13 protein-coding genes and 1 tRNA gene are annotated in these 16,414 nt (G+C 61.7%); 3 read left to right on the plus strand and 11 right to left on the minus strand.

Going from position 1 to position 16,414, the window contains the following annotated elements; translation table 11 throughout:
- The first annotated feature begins 92 nt into the window (after positions 1 to 92).
- Positions 93 to 1,049, plus strand: a complete 957-nt coding sequence (locus GGD57_RS06665; protein ID WP_097613246.1) for a LysR substrate-binding domain-containing protein — start codon at positions 93 to 95, stop codon at positions 1,047 to 1,049.
- A 103-nt stretch (positions 1,050 to 1,152) separates the two neighbouring features.
- On the opposite strand, the gene GGD57_RS06670 is transcribed toward GGD57_RS06665, so the two are convergent.
- From GGD57_RS06670 to GGD57_RS06695, 6 genes are all read right to left on the minus strand, one after another.
- Positions 1,153 to 1,794, minus strand: coding sequence for a TetR/AcrR family transcriptional regulator (locus GGD57_RS06670; protein ID WP_184468093.1), 642 nt, complete (start codon positions 1,792 to 1,794; stop codon positions 1,153 to 1,155).
- A gap of 274 nt (positions 1,795 to 2,068) precedes the next feature.
- Positions 2,069 to 5,164, minus strand: a complete 3,096-nt coding sequence (locus GGD57_RS06675; RefSeq protein WP_184468095.1) for an autotransporter outer membrane beta-barrel domain-containing protein — start codon at positions 5,162 to 5,164, stop codon at positions 2,069 to 2,071.
- Between the two features lie 188 nt (positions 5,165 to 5,352).
- A complete protein-coding gene (locus GGD57_RS06680) occupies positions 5,353 to 5,769 on the minus strand; it encodes an MAPEG family protein (RefSeq protein ID WP_184468097.1) in 417 nt (138 codons plus the stop codon).
- Positions 5,770 to 5,927: 158 nt separating this feature from the next.
- A complete protein-coding gene (locus GGD57_RS06685) occupies positions 5,928 to 6,482 on the minus strand; it encodes a hypothetical protein (RefSeq protein WP_184468099.1) in 555 nt (184 codons plus the stop codon).
- 2 nt (positions 6,483 to 6,484) lie between these two features.
- A complete protein-coding gene (gene guaB / locus GGD57_RS06690; protein ID WP_184468101.1) occupies positions 6,485 to 7,969 on the minus strand; it encodes an IMP dehydrogenase in 1,485 nt (494 codons plus the stop codon).
- A 208-nt stretch (positions 7,970 to 8,177) separates the two neighbouring features.
- Positions 8,178 to 9,170: an MBL fold metallo-hydrolase gene (locus GGD57_RS06695; protein WP_184468103.1), complete on the minus strand. Its 993-nt coding sequence runs from the start codon at positions 9,168 to 9,170 to the stop codon at positions 8,178 to 8,180.
- 241 nt (positions 9,171 to 9,411) lie between these two features.
- Here GGD57_RS06695 and GGD57_RS06700 point away from each other — a divergent pair, with 241 nt between their 5' ends.
- Positions 9,412 to 10,836, plus strand: coding sequence for a DHA2 family efflux MFS transporter permease subunit (locus GGD57_RS06700; RefSeq protein WP_184468105.1), 1,425 nt, complete (start codon positions 9,412 to 9,414; stop codon positions 10,834 to 10,836).
- A gap of 4 nt (positions 10,837 to 10,840) precedes the next feature.
- On the opposite strand, the gene GGD57_RS06705 is transcribed toward GGD57_RS06700, so the two are convergent.
- The 3 genes from GGD57_RS06705 to GGD57_RS06715 form a co-directional block, all read right to left on the minus strand.
- Positions 10,841 to 11,224: a VOC family protein gene (locus GGD57_RS06705; protein WP_184468107.1), complete on the minus strand. Its 384-nt coding sequence runs from the start codon at positions 11,222 to 11,224 to the stop codon at positions 10,841 to 10,843.
- A 34-nt stretch (positions 11,225 to 11,258) separates the two neighbouring features.
- Positions 11,259 to 11,978: an RlmE family RNA methyltransferase gene (locus GGD57_RS06710; protein ID WP_184468108.1), complete on the minus strand. Its 720-nt coding sequence runs from the start codon at positions 11,976 to 11,978 to the stop codon at positions 11,259 to 11,261.
- Between the two features lie 111 nt (positions 11,979 to 12,089).
- Positions 12,090 to 13,652, minus strand: coding sequence for a Ppx/GppA phosphatase family protein (locus tag GGD57_RS06715; RefSeq protein WP_184468110.1), 1,563 nt, complete (start codon positions 13,650 to 13,652; stop codon positions 12,090 to 12,092).
- Between the two features lie 243 nt (positions 13,653 to 13,895).
- On the opposite strand from GGD57_RS06715, the gene GGD57_RS06720 reads away from it, so the two are divergent.
- Positions 13,896 to 13,969: transfer RNA gene (locus tag GGD57_RS06720), tRNA-Gln, on the plus strand.
- Positions 13,970 to 14,275: 306 nt separating this feature from the next.
- On the opposite strand, the gene fcl is transcribed toward GGD57_RS06720, so the two are convergent.
- Entirely contained in the window at positions 14,276 to 15,226 is a 951-nt protein-coding gene (gene fcl / locus GGD57_RS06725; RefSeq protein ID WP_184468112.1) for a GDP-L-fucose synthase, read from the minus strand.
- Complete coding sequence (gmd, locus tag GGD57_RS06730) at positions 15,227 to 16,288, minus strand: GDP-mannose 4,6-dehydratase (RefSeq protein ID WP_184468114.1); 1,062 nt, start codon at positions 16,286 to 16,288, stop codon at positions 15,227 to 15,229.
- Between the last annotated feature and the right edge of the window lie 126 nt (positions 16,289 to 16,414).

Genomic DNA, 16,414 nt, shown 5'->3' on the forward strand with positions numbered 1-16,414 from the left:
TTTGATTTGCATCCCGAAGATGCCAAAGAGCTATTGATCAGTCCAACGAATGTTTCTAATGATTATCATCAGCTATCTTTATGGGTGACACCATGTCCGCGCCTCTTGATCTCGACCAGTTGCAGACTTTCATCGCCATCGTCGATTCCGGCAGCTTCACCAAGGCCGCCGACAGGGTCTACAAGACCCAATCGGCCGTCTCCATGCAGATGCGCCGCCTCGAAGAGCGCATCGGCAAGCAGCTGTTCATCAAGGATGGACGCGGCAACCGGCTGACGGTCGAGGGCGAAAAACTGCTCAACTATGCCCGGCGCATCATCCGCCTCAACAACGAGGCGATCGCCGCCTTCGACGACAACAGGCTGGAGGGGACGCTGCGTATCGGCACGCCGGACGATTATGCCGACCGCTACATGCCCGAAATCATCGGCCGCTTCGCCAAGACCCATCCGAACGTCGAGCTCTACATCGTCTGCGAACCCTCGGTCGATCTTGCCGAGCGCATGCACAAGGGCGAGCTCGACATTGCGCTCGTCACCCACAATCCGCGCGAGCGCATGTCCGACGTGGTGAGAACCGAGCCGCTCTGCTGGGTGGGTTCGGCCAACCATCCGCTCCGCGACGACGCGCCGGTGCCGCTGGCCGTCGGCCGGCGCGATTGCCAGTGGCGCCAGCTCGCCTGCTCGGCGCTCGATGCCGTGGGACGCGAACACCAGATCCTGTTCACCAGCTGGTCCTGCACCGTCGTTGCCGCGGCCGTGCTTGCCGGCATGGCGGTCTCGGTCATGCCGGAATCGGCGCTGCGAACCGGCATGAAGGTGCTGAGCCAGGCCGACGGCTTTCCGGCGCTGCCGCCGGTGCAGATCGGCATCATGAAGCGGCCGGGCGTTTCGCTCTCGCTGATGAACGCGATCACCGCGCATATCACCGCCTGCCTCGACAACATCACGCCTGCTGTCGTCGACGACACCCTCGAGGCCGATGTCAAATCCGCCCAGGCCCGCCTTTATCCCAGGCTGAAGGCCGCCAACATGGTGCCGAGCTGGTAAGGTTGCAAAGCGCGTCGCATCGGATCTCATTCATGCGGCGCGTTCTTTGTTTTCATGCATGTCGTTCTCCCGGGACCGCTGCGCGCTTCCGGGCGACGGTGCATCAGGCAGCATTCGGTAGGGTGGAGGCGAAAAGCGAGGCGCGGATGACGCGTTTCCACTCGTCGAGCACGCGCCGTGCGAGCGCCTCGTCGCTGACGGCCGCAAGCCGGATGACGGCGCCGATCAGGTGGCTGAACATGTAAGTGCGCGCATGCATCTGCTCGTCGCAAAGATCGGGAGCCAGCCGACGCACCGCGTCACGGAAGATGCCGGCGACGCGGCCGCTATGCTCGATATTCAGTTGCAGCAGATCCTGGTCAGTCTCCGTTCCCATCCAGACGCCGAGATAGACGGGATCGTCGTGGTAGGAATCGTAATACCAGTCGATGATGTCACAGACGAGGTCGAGCGCCTCGTCGAGCGAGCCGACATCGGCAAACATCGCCACTGTTTTTGCTTGGATCGCCGAGGCGTGCCGGTCGAACAGAGCTTTGACGATCGCCGCCTTCTCAGGAAAATACTGATAGACCGAGCCGATCGGCACCTTGGCGGCGACGGCGAGTTCGGTCATCCGCATGGCGTTGACACCCTTTTCGGCGATGATCCTGGCGGCGGCGGCGAGAATGAGATCCAGCCTCTGGATGCTGCGCTCCTGCTTCGGCTTTCTGCGCAAGCCGATCCGATCCATGCTTTCCCCGCCCATGTCGTTCCCGTTCTTATCGTTCGCAAGGCGAGGCATCATGCCGAACCAGCGCGTCGGGCGGGTATGACATCGCAGGTCTTCATCAGCCGTAAACGGAAAGGCTCGCATTTTAACGATCGGCAAATGCGTATGGGATTCGGGAATTTAACGTGCCCGCTGGTTGCACTTATATCCGACGGCCTTGAAATGGTTGCGGAATTCGGCGTTGGATCGCCGCTCGGGAATGATGGTCAGGCGGATTTACGCATCTCGATCGCCGGATCTGCGACGGGCTTCAGAAACGCACCGACAGCGTCGCCTTGACCCCGTGCTGCTGCGCGTTTTCCGCAATCTGGCCGGAATAGGCGATGCCGAGGCTGGAGGTTTCGTTCAGGTCGAAATCGAGGCCGGCATCGAGAATGAAGGCGTTCTCTGCCAGCGGCACACCGGCGACGGTGAACGCGTCTCCTCCTGCAAAGGCCTGCGTCGACACGGGAACGATGTCGCCGCTAGCATGTCGCCAGCCCGCCATGCCGCGCAGGGTGGCGTTCGTCTCGCCCAGGCGGATATCCATTTCGGTATGCAGTCCAAGCGTGGCGATTGTGGTGCTGGTCGTGCGGCTGGCGCTCTCGAGCGCGGCCGCCCCGCCCTCTTCGGTGAAGCCCGACGTCCGAATACCCACATGGGCGAGGTTGACGAAGGGCTCGAAGGAGGCCGCCGCGGTATCGAACCGATAGCCCAGCTCGGCAAAGGCCTGCAGCGTGCCGGCGTCGTAGCTCGCTTCCAGCCTGTCCTCGAAGCTTCCGATGGCGACGCTGCGATCGGTGTCGATCTGGTGCCAGCTGTGAGCAAGGCCGGAGCGGAAGGCGAGGTCGCCCCATTGCGTGCCGGCGTACAGACCGAGGTGATAATCGTCGCTCGCTCCCGATGAGCTTCGGTGCCGGGGATCGAACTCGGAATTGCTGTAACCGGCCAACAGGCCGAACCTGATGTCATCGACCATGGTGTCGACGCCGGCGAGAAAACCGCCGGTGTGGTGGTTGAGGGTCGCGGCATTGCCGTCGGTGCGTGTCTCGCTCCCGCCGCCAAAACCCATGCTCCAGAAAACCGGCGCATCCGAAGGATCGGCGGCTGCAAGTTCCGGACCGCCCGGCCAAAAGGCCTGTATCGGCATCGCTGTCGTGTCGGCATTGTCAAACGCCGAACGCAGGCGTTCATTGGCAGCTTCGCGGATAAAGAGGCTCTGCGTGATCAGCGCCGTTTTGATCGAGGCATGGATTTCACCGGAAAGCGCATTGAAGCCGGCCTGAACCTGCGACTCGTCGTCGGGCAATGTGACTATGGCATCGTAGAGAGCGTTGCCGGTTCCGAGATTCTCTGCGGCGCCGGCCGCGGCAGTCTGGTTGCGCGTCCGTGCCATGTCGCTGAAACTGACGTCGTTGCGCTCGATCTCCAGATAGACATTGTTCGGATCATAAGAAAGACCCGCAGAAAGGAAGGCGTAATTGGAGGTGACCGCACCGAAGGTGCCGTTGATCCCGCCGGTGGCGGTCAGGATCGTGTAGGTGGAGAAAGGCTTGTAGGCGCCATTCATCCCGACATGGGCAACAGTGGCGCCGTTGAGGAAGGCAATGCCTGCGACCGAGATCAAATCGCTGGCCGTGCTGGCGGGATCCACCTCGACCTCATAGGTGGAACTGGGATCGAAGGTGAGGTTGCCGCCGACGGTCAATGTTCCGATGGAATTGCCCGGCGCGATGGTCGCGCCCACCCCGGCGGTTACCGCACCGGTATGACCCGACCCGGCCAGCGTGCCGCCCGTCATCATCAGGATGCCGCCAAGGCTGCCATTAACGATCAGGCGCCCGTCCGAAACCGTGGTCGTGCCGGTAAAGCCCGAACTGTTGCCGGTCAGGCGCAAGGTGCCGCTGCCGAGCTTGGTGAGGGCGCCGCTGCCGGAGAATATGCCGCCATAGGTGCCGTTGCTCGCCTGGTCGATGGTCAAGTCGGCGCTGCCGATCGCGATCTCGCCGCCGCTTCCCGAAAGCTGGCCCATGGTCAGGTCGAAACCGCCGAGATCGAGTATGCCGCCATTGACCGCATAGGCACCGTTCTGCACGAAGGCGCCGGCACTGCCCGCCTGCAAGGTGCCGGCCTCCACCGTCGTCGTCCCGCCATAGCTGTTGCTGCCCGAAAGGCTGAGCGTCCCGGTACCCTGCTTGGTCAAACCACCGGCGCCTTGCAGATCCGTGGATATGCCGATGGCAAAGCCGTTCGTGTCTATAAAGGCACCGCCGGTGTCGAAGGTGACCTCGCCCGCGTTGAAACCGCCCAGGAAATTCGCCTCGTTGCCCGTTGCACGCAGAATGCCGCCGTCGAAGACGAGGGTAGCGTCGCCCGCGCCTCCATCGATATAACCAGTCTCCAGAACGCCGCGTCCGCCGCCAGCGCTGCCGACGAGTTCTATAGTTCCGACAGCGCCCGAATCGTCGGCGATGACGACCCCGGAGGCGGAAAGCAGGCCGCCATTTTCGACAGTCACACGACCTGTCCCGAATTCGCCCACATACAGTCCGCCGGAATTGACCCAGCTCGACCCCGCCCCGGTTATGCTGACCACGCCGCTGCCATCTGTACTGAAGCCGACATAGCCGTCGCTTGAGGTGACCGAGCCGCCATCCGAAATGGTCAGCGTTCCCGCTCCCGCCTCGCCGACCGACAGATCGGCGGAATTGCTCCAGAGCGAGCCTGCGCCGGTGACGGTGACCTCGCCGATGGCGCTGGAATCATTGCTGATATAGCCGGAAGCGCTGGTGACTGTCCCGCCATTCGAAATGATCAGCGAGCCGGTACCGCTGTCACCGACATAGAGACCCTGCGAATTGGTCCAGGTCGAGCCGCTGCCGGTGACCGTGACCGTGCCGCTGGCACCTGAGAAATAGCCGAGACGGCCGAATATATTATCGACCGCGCCGCCATCTTCGATGGTGAGCGTGCCGGTGCCCTGATGGCCGATATAGAGGTCGTCGGAATTGCTCCAGGTCGAGCCAGCCCCGGTGACCGTCACCGTGCCGATCGCGCCGGGATCAACACCGAGCACGCCGATATCATTGCTGACCTCGCCGCCGTTGCGGATGATCAGGGCTGCATCGTCGCCGTTCTGGTCGCCAACGAGGAGGTCGGCATTGATCGTCCATGGGCTCGGTTGTGTGCCAGGGCCGGTGCCGTTCGGATCGTTGCCATCGACAATCTCGGTATCGTTGCCGTCGATGACCTGCGCCCATCCCGGCGCTGCTGCCAGCATCAGTGCCAGCGCCGCGCTACTCGCCGATCCCACAAGCCGCAGAATGGCCATCCGATGGATTGCCGCCCCGTCTGTCTCCTCGCCCATCTTCGCTCGCAAAGCGTCCCCGCCATAATTCGCTCGCGTAGAAATAGCCCAATCGGTTTAAATATTAGTAACCATGTTTCGGAAATTATTCTTCAATCGACGGAGATAAGCGGTTTCCCCCGCCTGTGTTCCTCGATGAAACCGGCACTGTTGCGATGGCTATATTGCCGGCAAGCCCGGGCAAGACGTTATCCCATTGCCATCCATACGGCGAGCCAGATCCACATGGCGGCGAGCGTGAGGTAACCGGCGGCAAAGAGCGGGCTGCGGTAGCGCAGATCGTTGCTGGTGACATGCACAGCGGCATGGGCATAACGCAGGGCGACGAAGAGCCAGGCGAGGCAGACGGCCGGGAGATTATCGGCCTCGGTGACATAGAGAAGAATAGAGCAGGCGTAGAACAGCACCGGCAGTTCGAACTGGTTGGCCAGGCAATTCTTGACGACGAGGCTTGTCGCCGGCTCGTCGCGATTTTCGCGGTAGTCGGATTTCGCGATGCTGCCGGCACGGACCATTTTTGCACGCCGCAGCCCGAGCAGCGCATAAAGACCATAGACCAGAGCCACATGGGCAAGGAGTGGCCAGAAGATTTGATAGCCGGTCATATCGCGCGCCTCAGTCCTTTTTACGTCCGCATTCGATGCGAATGCACTAGCCGAAAGAGGCACCAGATACCAGCACAGGACAACGCCCTATCGGCCCCTGCGTCGTTAAGGCATATGCCTTCCGATCCGTGATGGCGCCGGATCGGCTGAACGGCGCCTCAGTGCTCGCGCGGCGCGAGCCAGCGGATGATCGCAAGCCGGGCAAGGAGGATGAAGCAGATGGCGAGACTTGCGAATTTCAGCCGCGTCATCCACGGCAGCAGTTGAGCGGCAAGACTTGCAGATCCGCCGTTGCCGAAGGCGATCAAGCTCGCAATGTTCTCGCTGTAATCTGCGATGCCGTAGATGAAAGGCAACAGATAGACCGCCTTTGCGGCGAGCGGATGCACCGACCGGCCGAACCATGAGGGGGCAGAACCAAGCATGAGGAAGGCCAGAAACAGCAGCGCCGTCAGCAAGGCCGGAAAGATCAGTTCCGGCCCGAAATACATGGCGCGCAACAGCCTGGTCGCCGTCTCGTTCTCATCGAGCAGCTTCTGCATGTGGAAGACGGCCGACTCGTCGTAACCGGCGAAATAAGTATCGAGCACCGCCTGCCCGGTCTCGTGTTTGAAGGGGACGACGAAGCCGAAGGTCGTCCAGGCGAGCACGGCGAGGCAAAGGGCTGCGAGCAGCGCGACGATCCAGAGCGGAATTGCGCTGCCCGCTTTCATGATCAGAGGCCGGCGCCCGGATAGTTCGGGCTCTCGCGGGTGATCGTCACGTCATGGGCGTGGCTTTCACGAAGACCGGCGCCGGAGATGCGCACGAAGGTGGCGCGCTCCTGGAAATCCTTCAGATCCTTGCCGCCGACATAACCCATGGCTGCCTTGAGACCACCGGCGAGCTGGTGGACGACGGCCGAGACCGGTCCCTTGTAAGGCACCTGGCCCTCAATGCCTTCCGGGACGAGCTTCAGCGTGTCGCGCACCTCGGCCTGGAAATAGCGGTCGGCTGAGCCGCGCGCCATGGCGCCGACGGAGCCCATGCCGCGATAGGCCTTGAAGGAGCGGCCCTGGTAGAGATAGACCTCGCCGGGGCTTTCGTCGGTGCCGGCCAGCAGCGAGCCGATCATGACGGCGGAAGCGCCGGCGGCGATCGCCTTGGCCAGATCACCCGAGAATTTGATGCCGCCATCGGCGATGACCGGCACGTCCTGATCCTGGGCCGCCTGGACGGCCGACATGATGGCGGCGAGCTGCGGAACGCCGACGCCGGCGACGATGCGCGTCGTGCAGATCGAACCCGGGCCGATGCCGACCTTGACGGCATCCGCGCCGGCATCGATGAGCGCTCTGGTGCCGTCATAGGTGGCGACGTTGCCGGCCATGATCCTGACCGAGTTGGAAAGCTTCTTGACGCGGGTGACGGCATCGAGAACGCGCTGCGAATGACCGTGGGCGGTGTCGACGACCAGAAGGTCGACGCCGGCCTCGATCAGGCGCTCGGCGCGCTCGAAGCCGTCATCGCCGACACTGATGGCGGCGGCGGCGCGAAGCCTGCCCTGCGCATCCTTGGAGGCGTTCGGGTTCAGCTGCGACTTCTCGATATCCTTGACGGTGATGAGACCGACGCAGCGGCCTTCGGTATCGACCACCAGCAGCTTTTCGATGCGATGCGAATGCAGCAGGCGCTTGGCTTCCTGCTGATCGACGTTCTCCTTGACGGTGACCAGATTGTCCTTGGTCATCAACTCGTGGATCTTCTGCTCCGGATCGGAGGCGAAGCGGACGTCGCGGTTGGTGAGAATGCCGACGAGGCGGCCGGACTTCTCCACGACCGGGATGCCGGAAATGCCGTGCGACTTCATCAGGCCCAGCGCTTCGGCAAGCTTTGCCTCCGGACCGATGGTGACCGGATTGACGACCATGCCGCTTTCGAACTTCTTCACCTGGCGGACCTCTTCGGCCTGCTCGATCGGCGTCAGGTTGCGGTGGATGACGCCGAGGCCGCCGGCCTGGGCCATGGCGATCGCCAGGCGGCTTTCTGTGACGGTATCCATGGCCGAAGAGAGGATCGGGATGTTGAGATCGAAATCGCGGGCGATGCGGGTTGCGATGTTCGTCTGGCCGGGCATGACCTCGGAATGACCGGGCTGCAGCAGCACGTCGTCGAAGGTAAGCGCGTCCGCGCCGGTTGCCGTTTCAATGATGCGTGCCATGGCCAAATTCCTTCATTTTAGAAAAATGCGAGCCTGCCGGGAAACGAATCGTCCGCCCCGGCGGTGTGCATGAGTTGCTTGGAAGTTGGCGAGGGCTGGTAACACGTCTATGACAGGAAGGAAATAGCAAAAAGCCCGGCATGTGAGCCGGGCTCGTCATGGGTGCCATGCACCCAGAGCAATTCGGAAAAATCGAACCGCTTCCCGCTCAGATGTCGAACTGATAGGTCTTCGGCACGAAGCGGTAGCCGCCGTCCTGCCGCTCGACGAAGCCGACCGCCGGGAACGGCATGTGGTAGCCGAGGAAGGCGATCTTGTCGGTCGCGATCATGTCGAAAACCTTGCGGCGGCTGGCGGCTGCCTGCCTCTTGTCCATGTCGAAACGCACCTCCCAATCCGGGCGCAGCAGCGACAGGATGTAATGATTGGCCGTATCGCCGGTGAGAACGAGGCGTTTGCCCTCGGATTCGACGTGGAAGATCATATGTCCCGGCGAGTGGCCGGCCGCCAGCATCGCGGTGACGCCGGGAGCGAAACCGTCGCCATCCTTGATGAAGGTCGTCTTTTCGGCAAGCGGCGCCACATTGGCGAGCACCGCCTTGTGGCCAGCCTCGGCCGGCGTGCCCTCGCGCGATCTGTTCGACCAGAAATCATATTCGGCCTGGCCGATGACATAGCGGGCATTCCTGAAGGCAGGTGCGCCATTCTCCATCAGACCGCCGATATGATCGCCGTGCAGATGGGTCAGCGCGACGATCGTGACGTCGTCGGGCGAATATCCAGCCGCTTTCAGGCCTTGAACAAGCTTGCCGCTGCCCCTTGCGCGGCCGCTCTCGCCAAAGCCGGTATCGACGAGAATGACATCCGAACCGGTATCGACAAGGGCCGGCGTATAGCCGTTCAGCAGCTTGTCGTCGGGCAGGAAGTTTGCCGTCAGCAACGCTTTGACGGTTTCCGGATCCTGATTGGTGCCGTAGGTTTCATAGGGTTTTTCGGAGATGTTGATGCCGTCGCGCACCGCGGTAAATTTATAGGAGCCGAGTTTGAACTGATTGATTTCGGGCAAAGGCGTTACATCCATATTTCTGCTTTCTCCAATCGCGGCCGCTTCGGCCTTCTCTCTCAAAATTGCCGGCGCCGCCAGCAGGCCGAGCCCTGCTGCGAAAAACGTACGCCGTTTCAGTCGCGTCGAAATTGCCATATATCCCTTCCCCCAAGCCGTGTGGTGTGTCGCCGCACGATCTCGTTTCCCGCCGGATTTTGTGTCGAATTTCCTGTCTTGGCGGCGTCGACATAAGACAATGTTGGCAGGGGACCTTGTCGGACAAGCGCTCTCACGCAGACGTGAAGCAAACATGGCATCGAACCGGATTTGAGCATTGGCAGGCCTCTGAAGTGGGACTAAACAGCACGGGCCTTCCCGCCCATCAAGGCTCCCGCCTATGAACCGCATCGTCCCGCTGATCCTCGCCGTCGCTCTTTTCATGGAACAGATGGACTCCACCGTGATCTCGACGGCGCTGCCGGCAATTGCCGCGGATTTGCATGTCGGGCCGATCACGCTGAAGCTGGCGCTGACCTCCTATATGGTGGCGCTTGCGGTGTTCATTCCGGTCAGCGGCTGGATGGCCGATAGATTCGGCGCCAAGAAGATCTTCCGGCTTGCCATCTCCGTCTTCGTCATCGGCTCGATTTTCTGCGCCGTCTCTTCCAATCTCGTCGAGTTCGTGTTTGCCCGCTTCCTGCAGGGCATGGGCGGCGCGATGATGACGCCGGTCGGCCGCCTGGTGCTGGTGCGCACGACGAAGCGCAGCGATCTGGTTTCGGCCATGGCGCTGCTCACCATCCCGGCGCTGGTCGGCCCGCTCACCGGTCCGCCACTCGGCGGCTTCATCACCACCTATTTCAGCTGGCACTGGATCTTCCTGATCAACGTGCCGGTCGGCATTATCGGCATCTGGCTTGCGACGATCTTCCTGCCGGAGGTGGAGGCGACGGCGCCGCCGAAGCTTGATGTCGCCGGCTTCGTTCTGACCTCGCTTTCGGCCGCCGGCGTCGTCTTCGGCCTGTCGGTGGTCAGCCTGCCGGCGCTGCCGCCTGCCATCGGCGTCACCGCCACCGTGATCGGCCTTGCCTGCGGCGTCCTTTATATCAGCCATGCCAAGCGCCACCCGGCGCCGATCCTCAACCTCAACCTGTTCAGAAACCCGACCTTCCGGGCCTCCACCTTGGGCGGCACGCTCTTTCGCATCTGCGTCGGCGCCATGCCGTTCCTGACGCCGCTGATGCTGCAGCTCGGCTTCGGGCTGACGCCGTTCCAATCCGGCCTCATCACCTTTGCCGGCGCGATCGGGGCGATCACCACCAAGTTCATGGCAAAGCGCGTCTTCGCCGCTGCCGGCTTCCGCACGACGCTGCTCGGCGCCGCCATGGTGACGACGCTGGTGACTATCGTCACCGGCCTGTTCACGCCGGCAACGCCGCATCTCGTCATCATCGGCGTGCTGCTCGTCGGCGGCTTCTCGCGCTCCTTCATGTTCACCGGCGTCAATGCACTTGCCTTCGCCGATATCGACGACGCGCAAGCCAGCCAGGCGACATCGATGAGCTCGGTGATGCAGCAGATCAGCCTGGCGCTCGGCGTCGCCCTCGCCGCCGCGATCCTGGAAAGCTCGATCTATGTCAGGGGCGAGGCGCTTGGTATCGTCGACTTCCACCTCGCCTTCTACGTCATCGCCGGACTGACCGTCATTGCCACCATTCCCTTCATCCGAATGGACCGCAATGCCGGTGCACTCGTTTCCGGCCACCGATCGAAGGCGGTGATGACCTCGACCGTTGAAGCCGAGCAGCAGGCGGTTAAATAGGCTTCTATTGCGGGCTCTCGCAGACGGCGCTGAGCTTGTTGCCGTCGAGATCTCTGACATAGGCGGCGTAAAAATGCGCGTGATAGGAGCGGAGGCCCGGCCCGCCCTCATCCATTCCGCCGGCCGCGATCACCGCGGCATGGAAGGCGTCAACCGCCGCACGCGTTTCGGCGGCGAAGGCGACCATGGCGCCATTGCCCGAGGTCGCCCGGCGACGATTGAAGGGCGTCACCACCCAGAATCGGCAGCGCGTATCGCCGTCCGTGGAATAGCCGATCTCTTCCTGCGAATAGTGCTGTCGGCGATAGCCGAGCACGGGCAGCACGGCATCGTAAAAATGCCCTGCGCGATCGAGGTCGTTGGTTCCGAGCGTGACGTAGAGAAGCATGAGGTCCTCATCATCCGCCGGGATCGGCCCGAGATCAAGCTTGCTCTGCTTCAGCTTCCGGCTTGCGGCCTTTGAACCCCTTGGCGAGCAGGAACATCTCGACCGATTCGGCGCGCGAGGCGTTCGGCTTGACGTGGACGACCTGGCGGAAATTCTGCTTCAGCATGGCGAGCAGCTCACGTTCGGTGCCGCCCTGGAAGGTCTTGGTGAGGAAATGCCCGCCCTCCCCCAGCACCTCGATGGCGAAATGGGCCGCCACTTCGCAGAGATGCATGGTGCGCAGATGGTCGGTGCGGTGGTGGCCGGTGGTGGGGGCAGCCATGTCCGAGATGACAAGATCGGGCGTGCCGCCGACGGCTTCCAGCAGCTTTTCCGGCGCGCTGGGATCGAGGAAATCGAGCTGCAGGATCTTCACACCGGGCAACTGGGCCATTTCGAGGAAATCGATCGCGGCGACACGGATATCCTGATCCGTCGAGCCCGTGACCTTGGCGGCGATCTGCGACCAGCTGCCGGGTGCCGCACCGAGATCGATGATACGCTTGGCGCCTCGCAGAATATGGTGTTTCTCGTCGATCTCCAGCAGCTTGAAGGCGGCGCGGGCGCGATAGCCCTCGAGCTGGGCGCGCTGCACATAGGGATCGTTGATGTGGCGCTGCAGCCATTGGCGCGACGAGGCCTTCATCTTCTTGTTCTTGACGCGCTGGCCGAGCTTGCGGCCGGTGCGGTTTCCCGCGATCGGTGCCTTGGTCATGCTTTCCCCTATTTAGAGCATGATGCCGAAAAGTGTGCGCGGTTTTCGGACGTCATCATGCTCTATTTCATTGACTTGGATCCGGATTCAAATTTCAGGCCGGGCCAAAAATCATCCGGATCTAGCGCGCTGGCCGCGGCGGTTGCGGTTTCGCCGCCACACGCCGTCATCGGCCATCATGTCGGTGAGCAGGCCCTCCCTCAAGCCGCGATCGGCCACGCGCATGCGCGGGCTCGGCCAGCGGCGGCGGATCGCCTCGAGGATGGCGCAGCCGGCCAGCACCAGATCGGCCCTGTCGGGCCCGATGCAGGGATTGGCAGCGCGACTTTCGAAATCCCAGGAGAGAAGTTTTGCCTGCATGGCGGAAACCTCGTCATCGGACAGCCAGATGCCGTCGACCCTGCGCCGGTCATAACGCGGCAGGTCGAGATGGACGCCGGCAAGCGTCGTCACCGTGCCCGAGGTGCCGATCAGATGGAAGTCGCCGGTCTGGGCGATCTCGATCTCCGGGCAGTCGAAACCGACGAGCATGCCTTCGACCTCGCGCACCATGCCCTCGAAGACCTCTGGCGTGACGTCACGCCCGCCGTGACGCTCCGACAGCGTGACGACGCCGACCGGCAGCGAGGTCCAATGGGTGATGTGATTGGCAAGCCGGCTGAAGCGATTGTCGCCGATGCGGATGACGGCAATTTCCGACGAACCGCCGCCTATATCGAAGAGCACGACCGAGCGCGTCTCGCGCCCGACCAGCGAGGAGCAGCCGGAGACGGCAAGCCGCGCCTCGGTCTCGCGATCGATGATTTCCAGTTCGAGCCCGGTTTCGGCAACGACCCGGCTGAGGAATTCCTCGCCATTGACGGCCTGCCGGCAAGCTTCGGTGGCGATCAGCCGCATGCGGCGGATCTCGCGGTTTCTGAGCTTGGAGGCGCAGATCCTCAGCGCCTCGATCGCCCGCTCCATCGCCTCGTCGGACAGGCGGCCGCTGGCCGCAAGGCCCTCACCGAGGCGCACGATGCGGGAAAAGGCATCGACGACGCGGAACTGACCTGGGCGGGTCGGCTGGGCGATGAGCAGACGGCAATTGTTAGTGCCGAGATCGAGCGCGGCATAGAGTTCTTCCGGCCACGTATAGTCACCGGCCTGGCGATCGCCGTGAAACCCGGGATGGCTATCGCCGCGGCCCTTGCGGCCGACGGCTGGCCCGTTTTGCGCTTCGCGCGGAGCTGAAATGCGCACCGTCTCTTCGGCGCGGCTCTCCTGCTGCGGCGGGGAAGACTTTGCCGCCGTCAGCGGCCGGCCCTGCAGACCGCGCTTGCCGCGATGTTTGCGGCGGTTGCGCCGGCCCGGCGCCGGCTCGCCTTCTGAGCGCACGTCATTGACCGCCGCTTGCGGCTGCTCCATGGCATGGGGATGAGATGAACCGCCTTGCGCAGCACCCTGGCCGCCACGACGGCGACGCTTGCGCTTGCGGGCCGGATTGCCGGCCGCATCTTCCATCGGGCGCGCAGGCTGTCCGGCACCGCCGGATGGCTCATGCGAAGCGGGATGAGCCGCGGTGCGGGATTGCCCGCCACGCTTGCCCTTGCGGCGCCTGGACTTCTTGCCGTCCTTGCGCCCTGCCGCCGACGCCCCGTCAAATTGCGGCTTTGCGCCGCCTTCGGGGTCTTCCACGTTGTTTTTCCACCGCGCCGCGCAAGTCCTGAGGTATGCAGCAGGCGCTCATTCGATTTTTGCGTTGCCGCAAGGATATCAGCGCCTGCCGAAATCGCCAAATTCTTTTTTGGACGGGGGATTTGCGGCCGGTTTCGCACCCTCCGCGCAGCACCGATTTTTTTCAAAACGGGTATTTGCAATCCGCCCGCTTTTGGTTATAAGCGCCGCACAGCAGCCAAGCCATGCTTCGGCGGCAACTGCTGGGGAATAGTTCAATGGTAGAACGACGGACTCTGACTCCGTTAATCTTGGTTCGAGTCCAGGTTCCCCAGCCAATCAATTTTACTGATCAAGCAGATATTGAATCCGAGTCGTGAAGATATTCTGGATGGATTGCGCCTCTGGAAATCGACAGGAACTGCGCTGCCGCTAACGGGGCCGTTAGATCGAACCCACGGCATGGAGGGCGCTGCGCGTCCTGTCAGAAGTACAAGGGACGCTCTAATTCTTAGAATCTGCGCCTCTTTCCGAAAATCAATTCCGATTTTCGGAAAGAACGATGCGCTAGCGCGTTCTCAGACATCGTTCCACCGACATTCTCGGTCGGGAACATAGAGAAACTGGTTCTCGCAGGCCCGATATCAGACCGCAGGATCGGATCTCTTTTCGGATTCCAGGAACCAAGCGTAGGTGGCGCGGATGCCATCCTCAAGCGAAATGCGCGGGTTCCAGCCCATGTCGTGCAGCTTTTGATTGCTCATCAACTTTCGCGGCGTGCCATCGGGCTTGGAAAGATCATGAATGATCTCACCCTCGTAACCGACAACGCGGCAGACCAACCGCGTCAACTCGATAATTTCGAGATCTGTACCCGAGCCGACATTGACGTGCTGCGCACCCGAATAGGCTTTAAGCAGAAACACCAGCGCGTCGGCGCAATCGTCGACGTGAAGAAACTCCCTGCGCGGAGTTCCTGTGCCCCAGACCACCATATGCGGGTCTTTGCGAAGTTTCGCAGCATGCGCCTTGCGGATAAGCGCGGGCAGCACATGACTGGAATTCAGGTCGAAATTATCGCCCGGGCCGTACAAATTGGTCGGCATGGCTGAAATGTAATCCCGACCATATTGCTTACGATAGGCTTCCGCGAGCTTGATACCAGCGATCTTGGCGATCGCGTACCATTCGTTGGTCGGCTCAAGCGCACCGGTCAACAGCGCCTCTTCGGGGATCGGCTGCGGAGCGAGCTTGGGATAGATGCAGCTCGAACCCAGGAACAACAGCCGGTCCACTCCGCCGCGGTGGGCGGCTTCGAAGATGTTGGCTTCAATAATCAGATTGTCATAGACAAATTCTGCGGGATAGCTGTCATTCGCGAGGATACCGCCGACCTTGGCAGCGGCGAGAACGATCACATCAGGCCGGTTTGCTTCAACAAATTTCTCGACCTCCTCCTGCCGCTTCAAATCGACCTCATGGCGCGTAGCTGTGATGACGTTGCAATCTTCCGATTGAAGCCGGCGCACAAGAGCACTGCCGACCATACCGCGATGGCCGGCAACCCAGATCTTCTTGTTGGATAAGTCGTACACTCAGATCTCTTTCCGGCTGTTTAGAGCCTTCCAGTGCTTGACATCCTCGCGCACCATTTCGGCGGCGAGTTCACGAACCGGGGTTTTGTGCTGCCAGCCCAGCTTCTTGTGCGCCTTGGTCGGATCACCGAGCAGAAGATCGACTTCCGTCGGGCGGAAATACCGAGGATCGATTTCCACAAGGCACGCACCGGACGCGGCATCATACCCCTTTTCGTCGACGCCAGATCCTTTCCATTCCAAGGCAATGCCGACATCGGCAAAGGCCCACTCGACAAACTGGCGGACACGCGTCGTCTCACCCGTCGCCAATACGTAGTCATCCGGCTTGTCCTGCTGCAGCATGAGCCACATGCCCTCGACATATTCGCGCGCATGGCCCCAGTCGCGCTGGGCATCAAGGTTCCCCAGGAAGAGCTTATCCTGAAGACCGAGGCTGATGGCAGCCACGGCCATCGTGATCTTGCGCGTGACGAACGTCTCGCCGCGAAGCGGGCTTTCATGATTGAACAGAATGCCGTTGGATGCGTGCATGCCGTAGGCCTCGCGATAATTCACGACGATCCAGTAGGCATAGAGCTTGGCTGCGGCATAGGGAGAACGAGGGTAAAAGGGCGTCTTCTCGTTCTGCGGCACTTCCTGCACAAGACCGTAGAGTTCCGACGTCGATGCCTGGTAGAATCGGGTCTTTCCCTCGAGCCCCAGGATACGAATCGCTTCGAGCAGTCTCAACGTCCCGATACCATCGGCATCCGCTGTATATTCAGGCGTTTCGAAGCTGACGCCCACATGGCTTTGTGCGGCTAGGTTATAGATCTCATCGGGTTGCGTCTGCTGCACAATCCGCAGGAGGTTGGTCGAGTCGATCATATCGCCATAGTGGAGGACGAAGCGTGGATTTGCCTCATGTGGATCTTGGTAGATATGCTCGATGCGGCCGGTGTTGAAAGACGAGGACCGCCGCTTGATACCGTGCACCGTATAGCCTTTGCTCAGCAGCAATTCGGCCAAATAGGCACCATCCTGACCGGTCACCCCAGTAATAAGCGCGGTTTTTGTCATTTTTCACATCGCTTTCAATACAATCTTCTGATCGTGTTTATGGAAACGACTGAACGAGTGCAACCCCCATGCAGCCGAGCCGAGTCTAGCGAAATGCGCATTGTCGATCTCTGCGGTTGACGCCGG

The organism is Rhizobium esperanzae, from assembly GCF_014197615.1.
In the GTDB taxonomy this organism is placed as follows: Bacteria; Pseudomonadota; Alphaproteobacteria; order Rhizobiales; family Rhizobiaceae; genus Rhizobium; species Rhizobium esperanzae_A.

Bases quoted from the DNA above. Each gene is read 5' to 3' on its own strand.
- gmd (WP_184468114.1), bottom strand. From the start codon at position 16,288: ATGACAAAAACCGCGCTTATTACTGGGGTGACCGGTCAGGATGGTGCC.
- GGD57_RS06675 (WP_184468095.1), bottom strand. From the start codon at position 5,164: ATGGGCGAGGAGACAGACGGGGCGGCAATCCATCGGATGGCCATTCTG.
- GGD57_RS06680 (WP_184468097.1), bottom strand. From the start codon at position 5,769: ATGACCGGCTATCAAATCTTCTGGCCACTCCTTGCCCATGTGGCTCTG.
- GGD57_RS06670 (WP_184468093.1), bottom strand. From the start codon at position 1,794: ATGGGCGGGGAAAGCATGGATCGGATCGGCTTGCGCAGAAAGCCGAAG.
- GGD57_RS06700 (WP_184468105.1), top strand. From the start codon at position 9,412: ATGAACCGCATCGTCCCGCTGATCCTCGCCGTCGCTCTTTTCATGGAA.
- guaB (WP_184468101.1), bottom strand. From the start codon at position 7,969: ATGGCACGCATCATTGAAACGGCAACCGGCGCGGACGCGCTTACCTTC.
- GGD57_RS06685 (WP_184468099.1), bottom strand. From the start codon at position 6,482: ATGAAAGCGGGCAGCGCAATTCCGCTCTGGATCGTCGCGCTGCTCGCA.
- GGD57_RS06710 (WP_184468108.1), bottom strand. From the start codon at position 11,978: ATGACCAAGGCACCGATCGCGGGAAACCGCACCGGCCGCAAGCTCGGC.
- GGD57_RS06695 (WP_184468103.1), bottom strand. From the start codon at position 9,170: ATGGCAATTTCGACGCGACTGAAACGGCGTACGTTTTTCGCAGCAGGG.
- GGD57_RS06705 (WP_184468107.1), bottom strand. From the start codon at position 11,224: ATGCTTCTCTACGTCACGCTCGGAACCAACGACCTCGATCGCGCAGGG.
- GGD57_RS06665 (WP_097613246.1), top strand. From the start codon at position 93: ATGTCCGCGCCTCTTGATCTCGACCAGTTGCAGACTTTCATCGCCATC.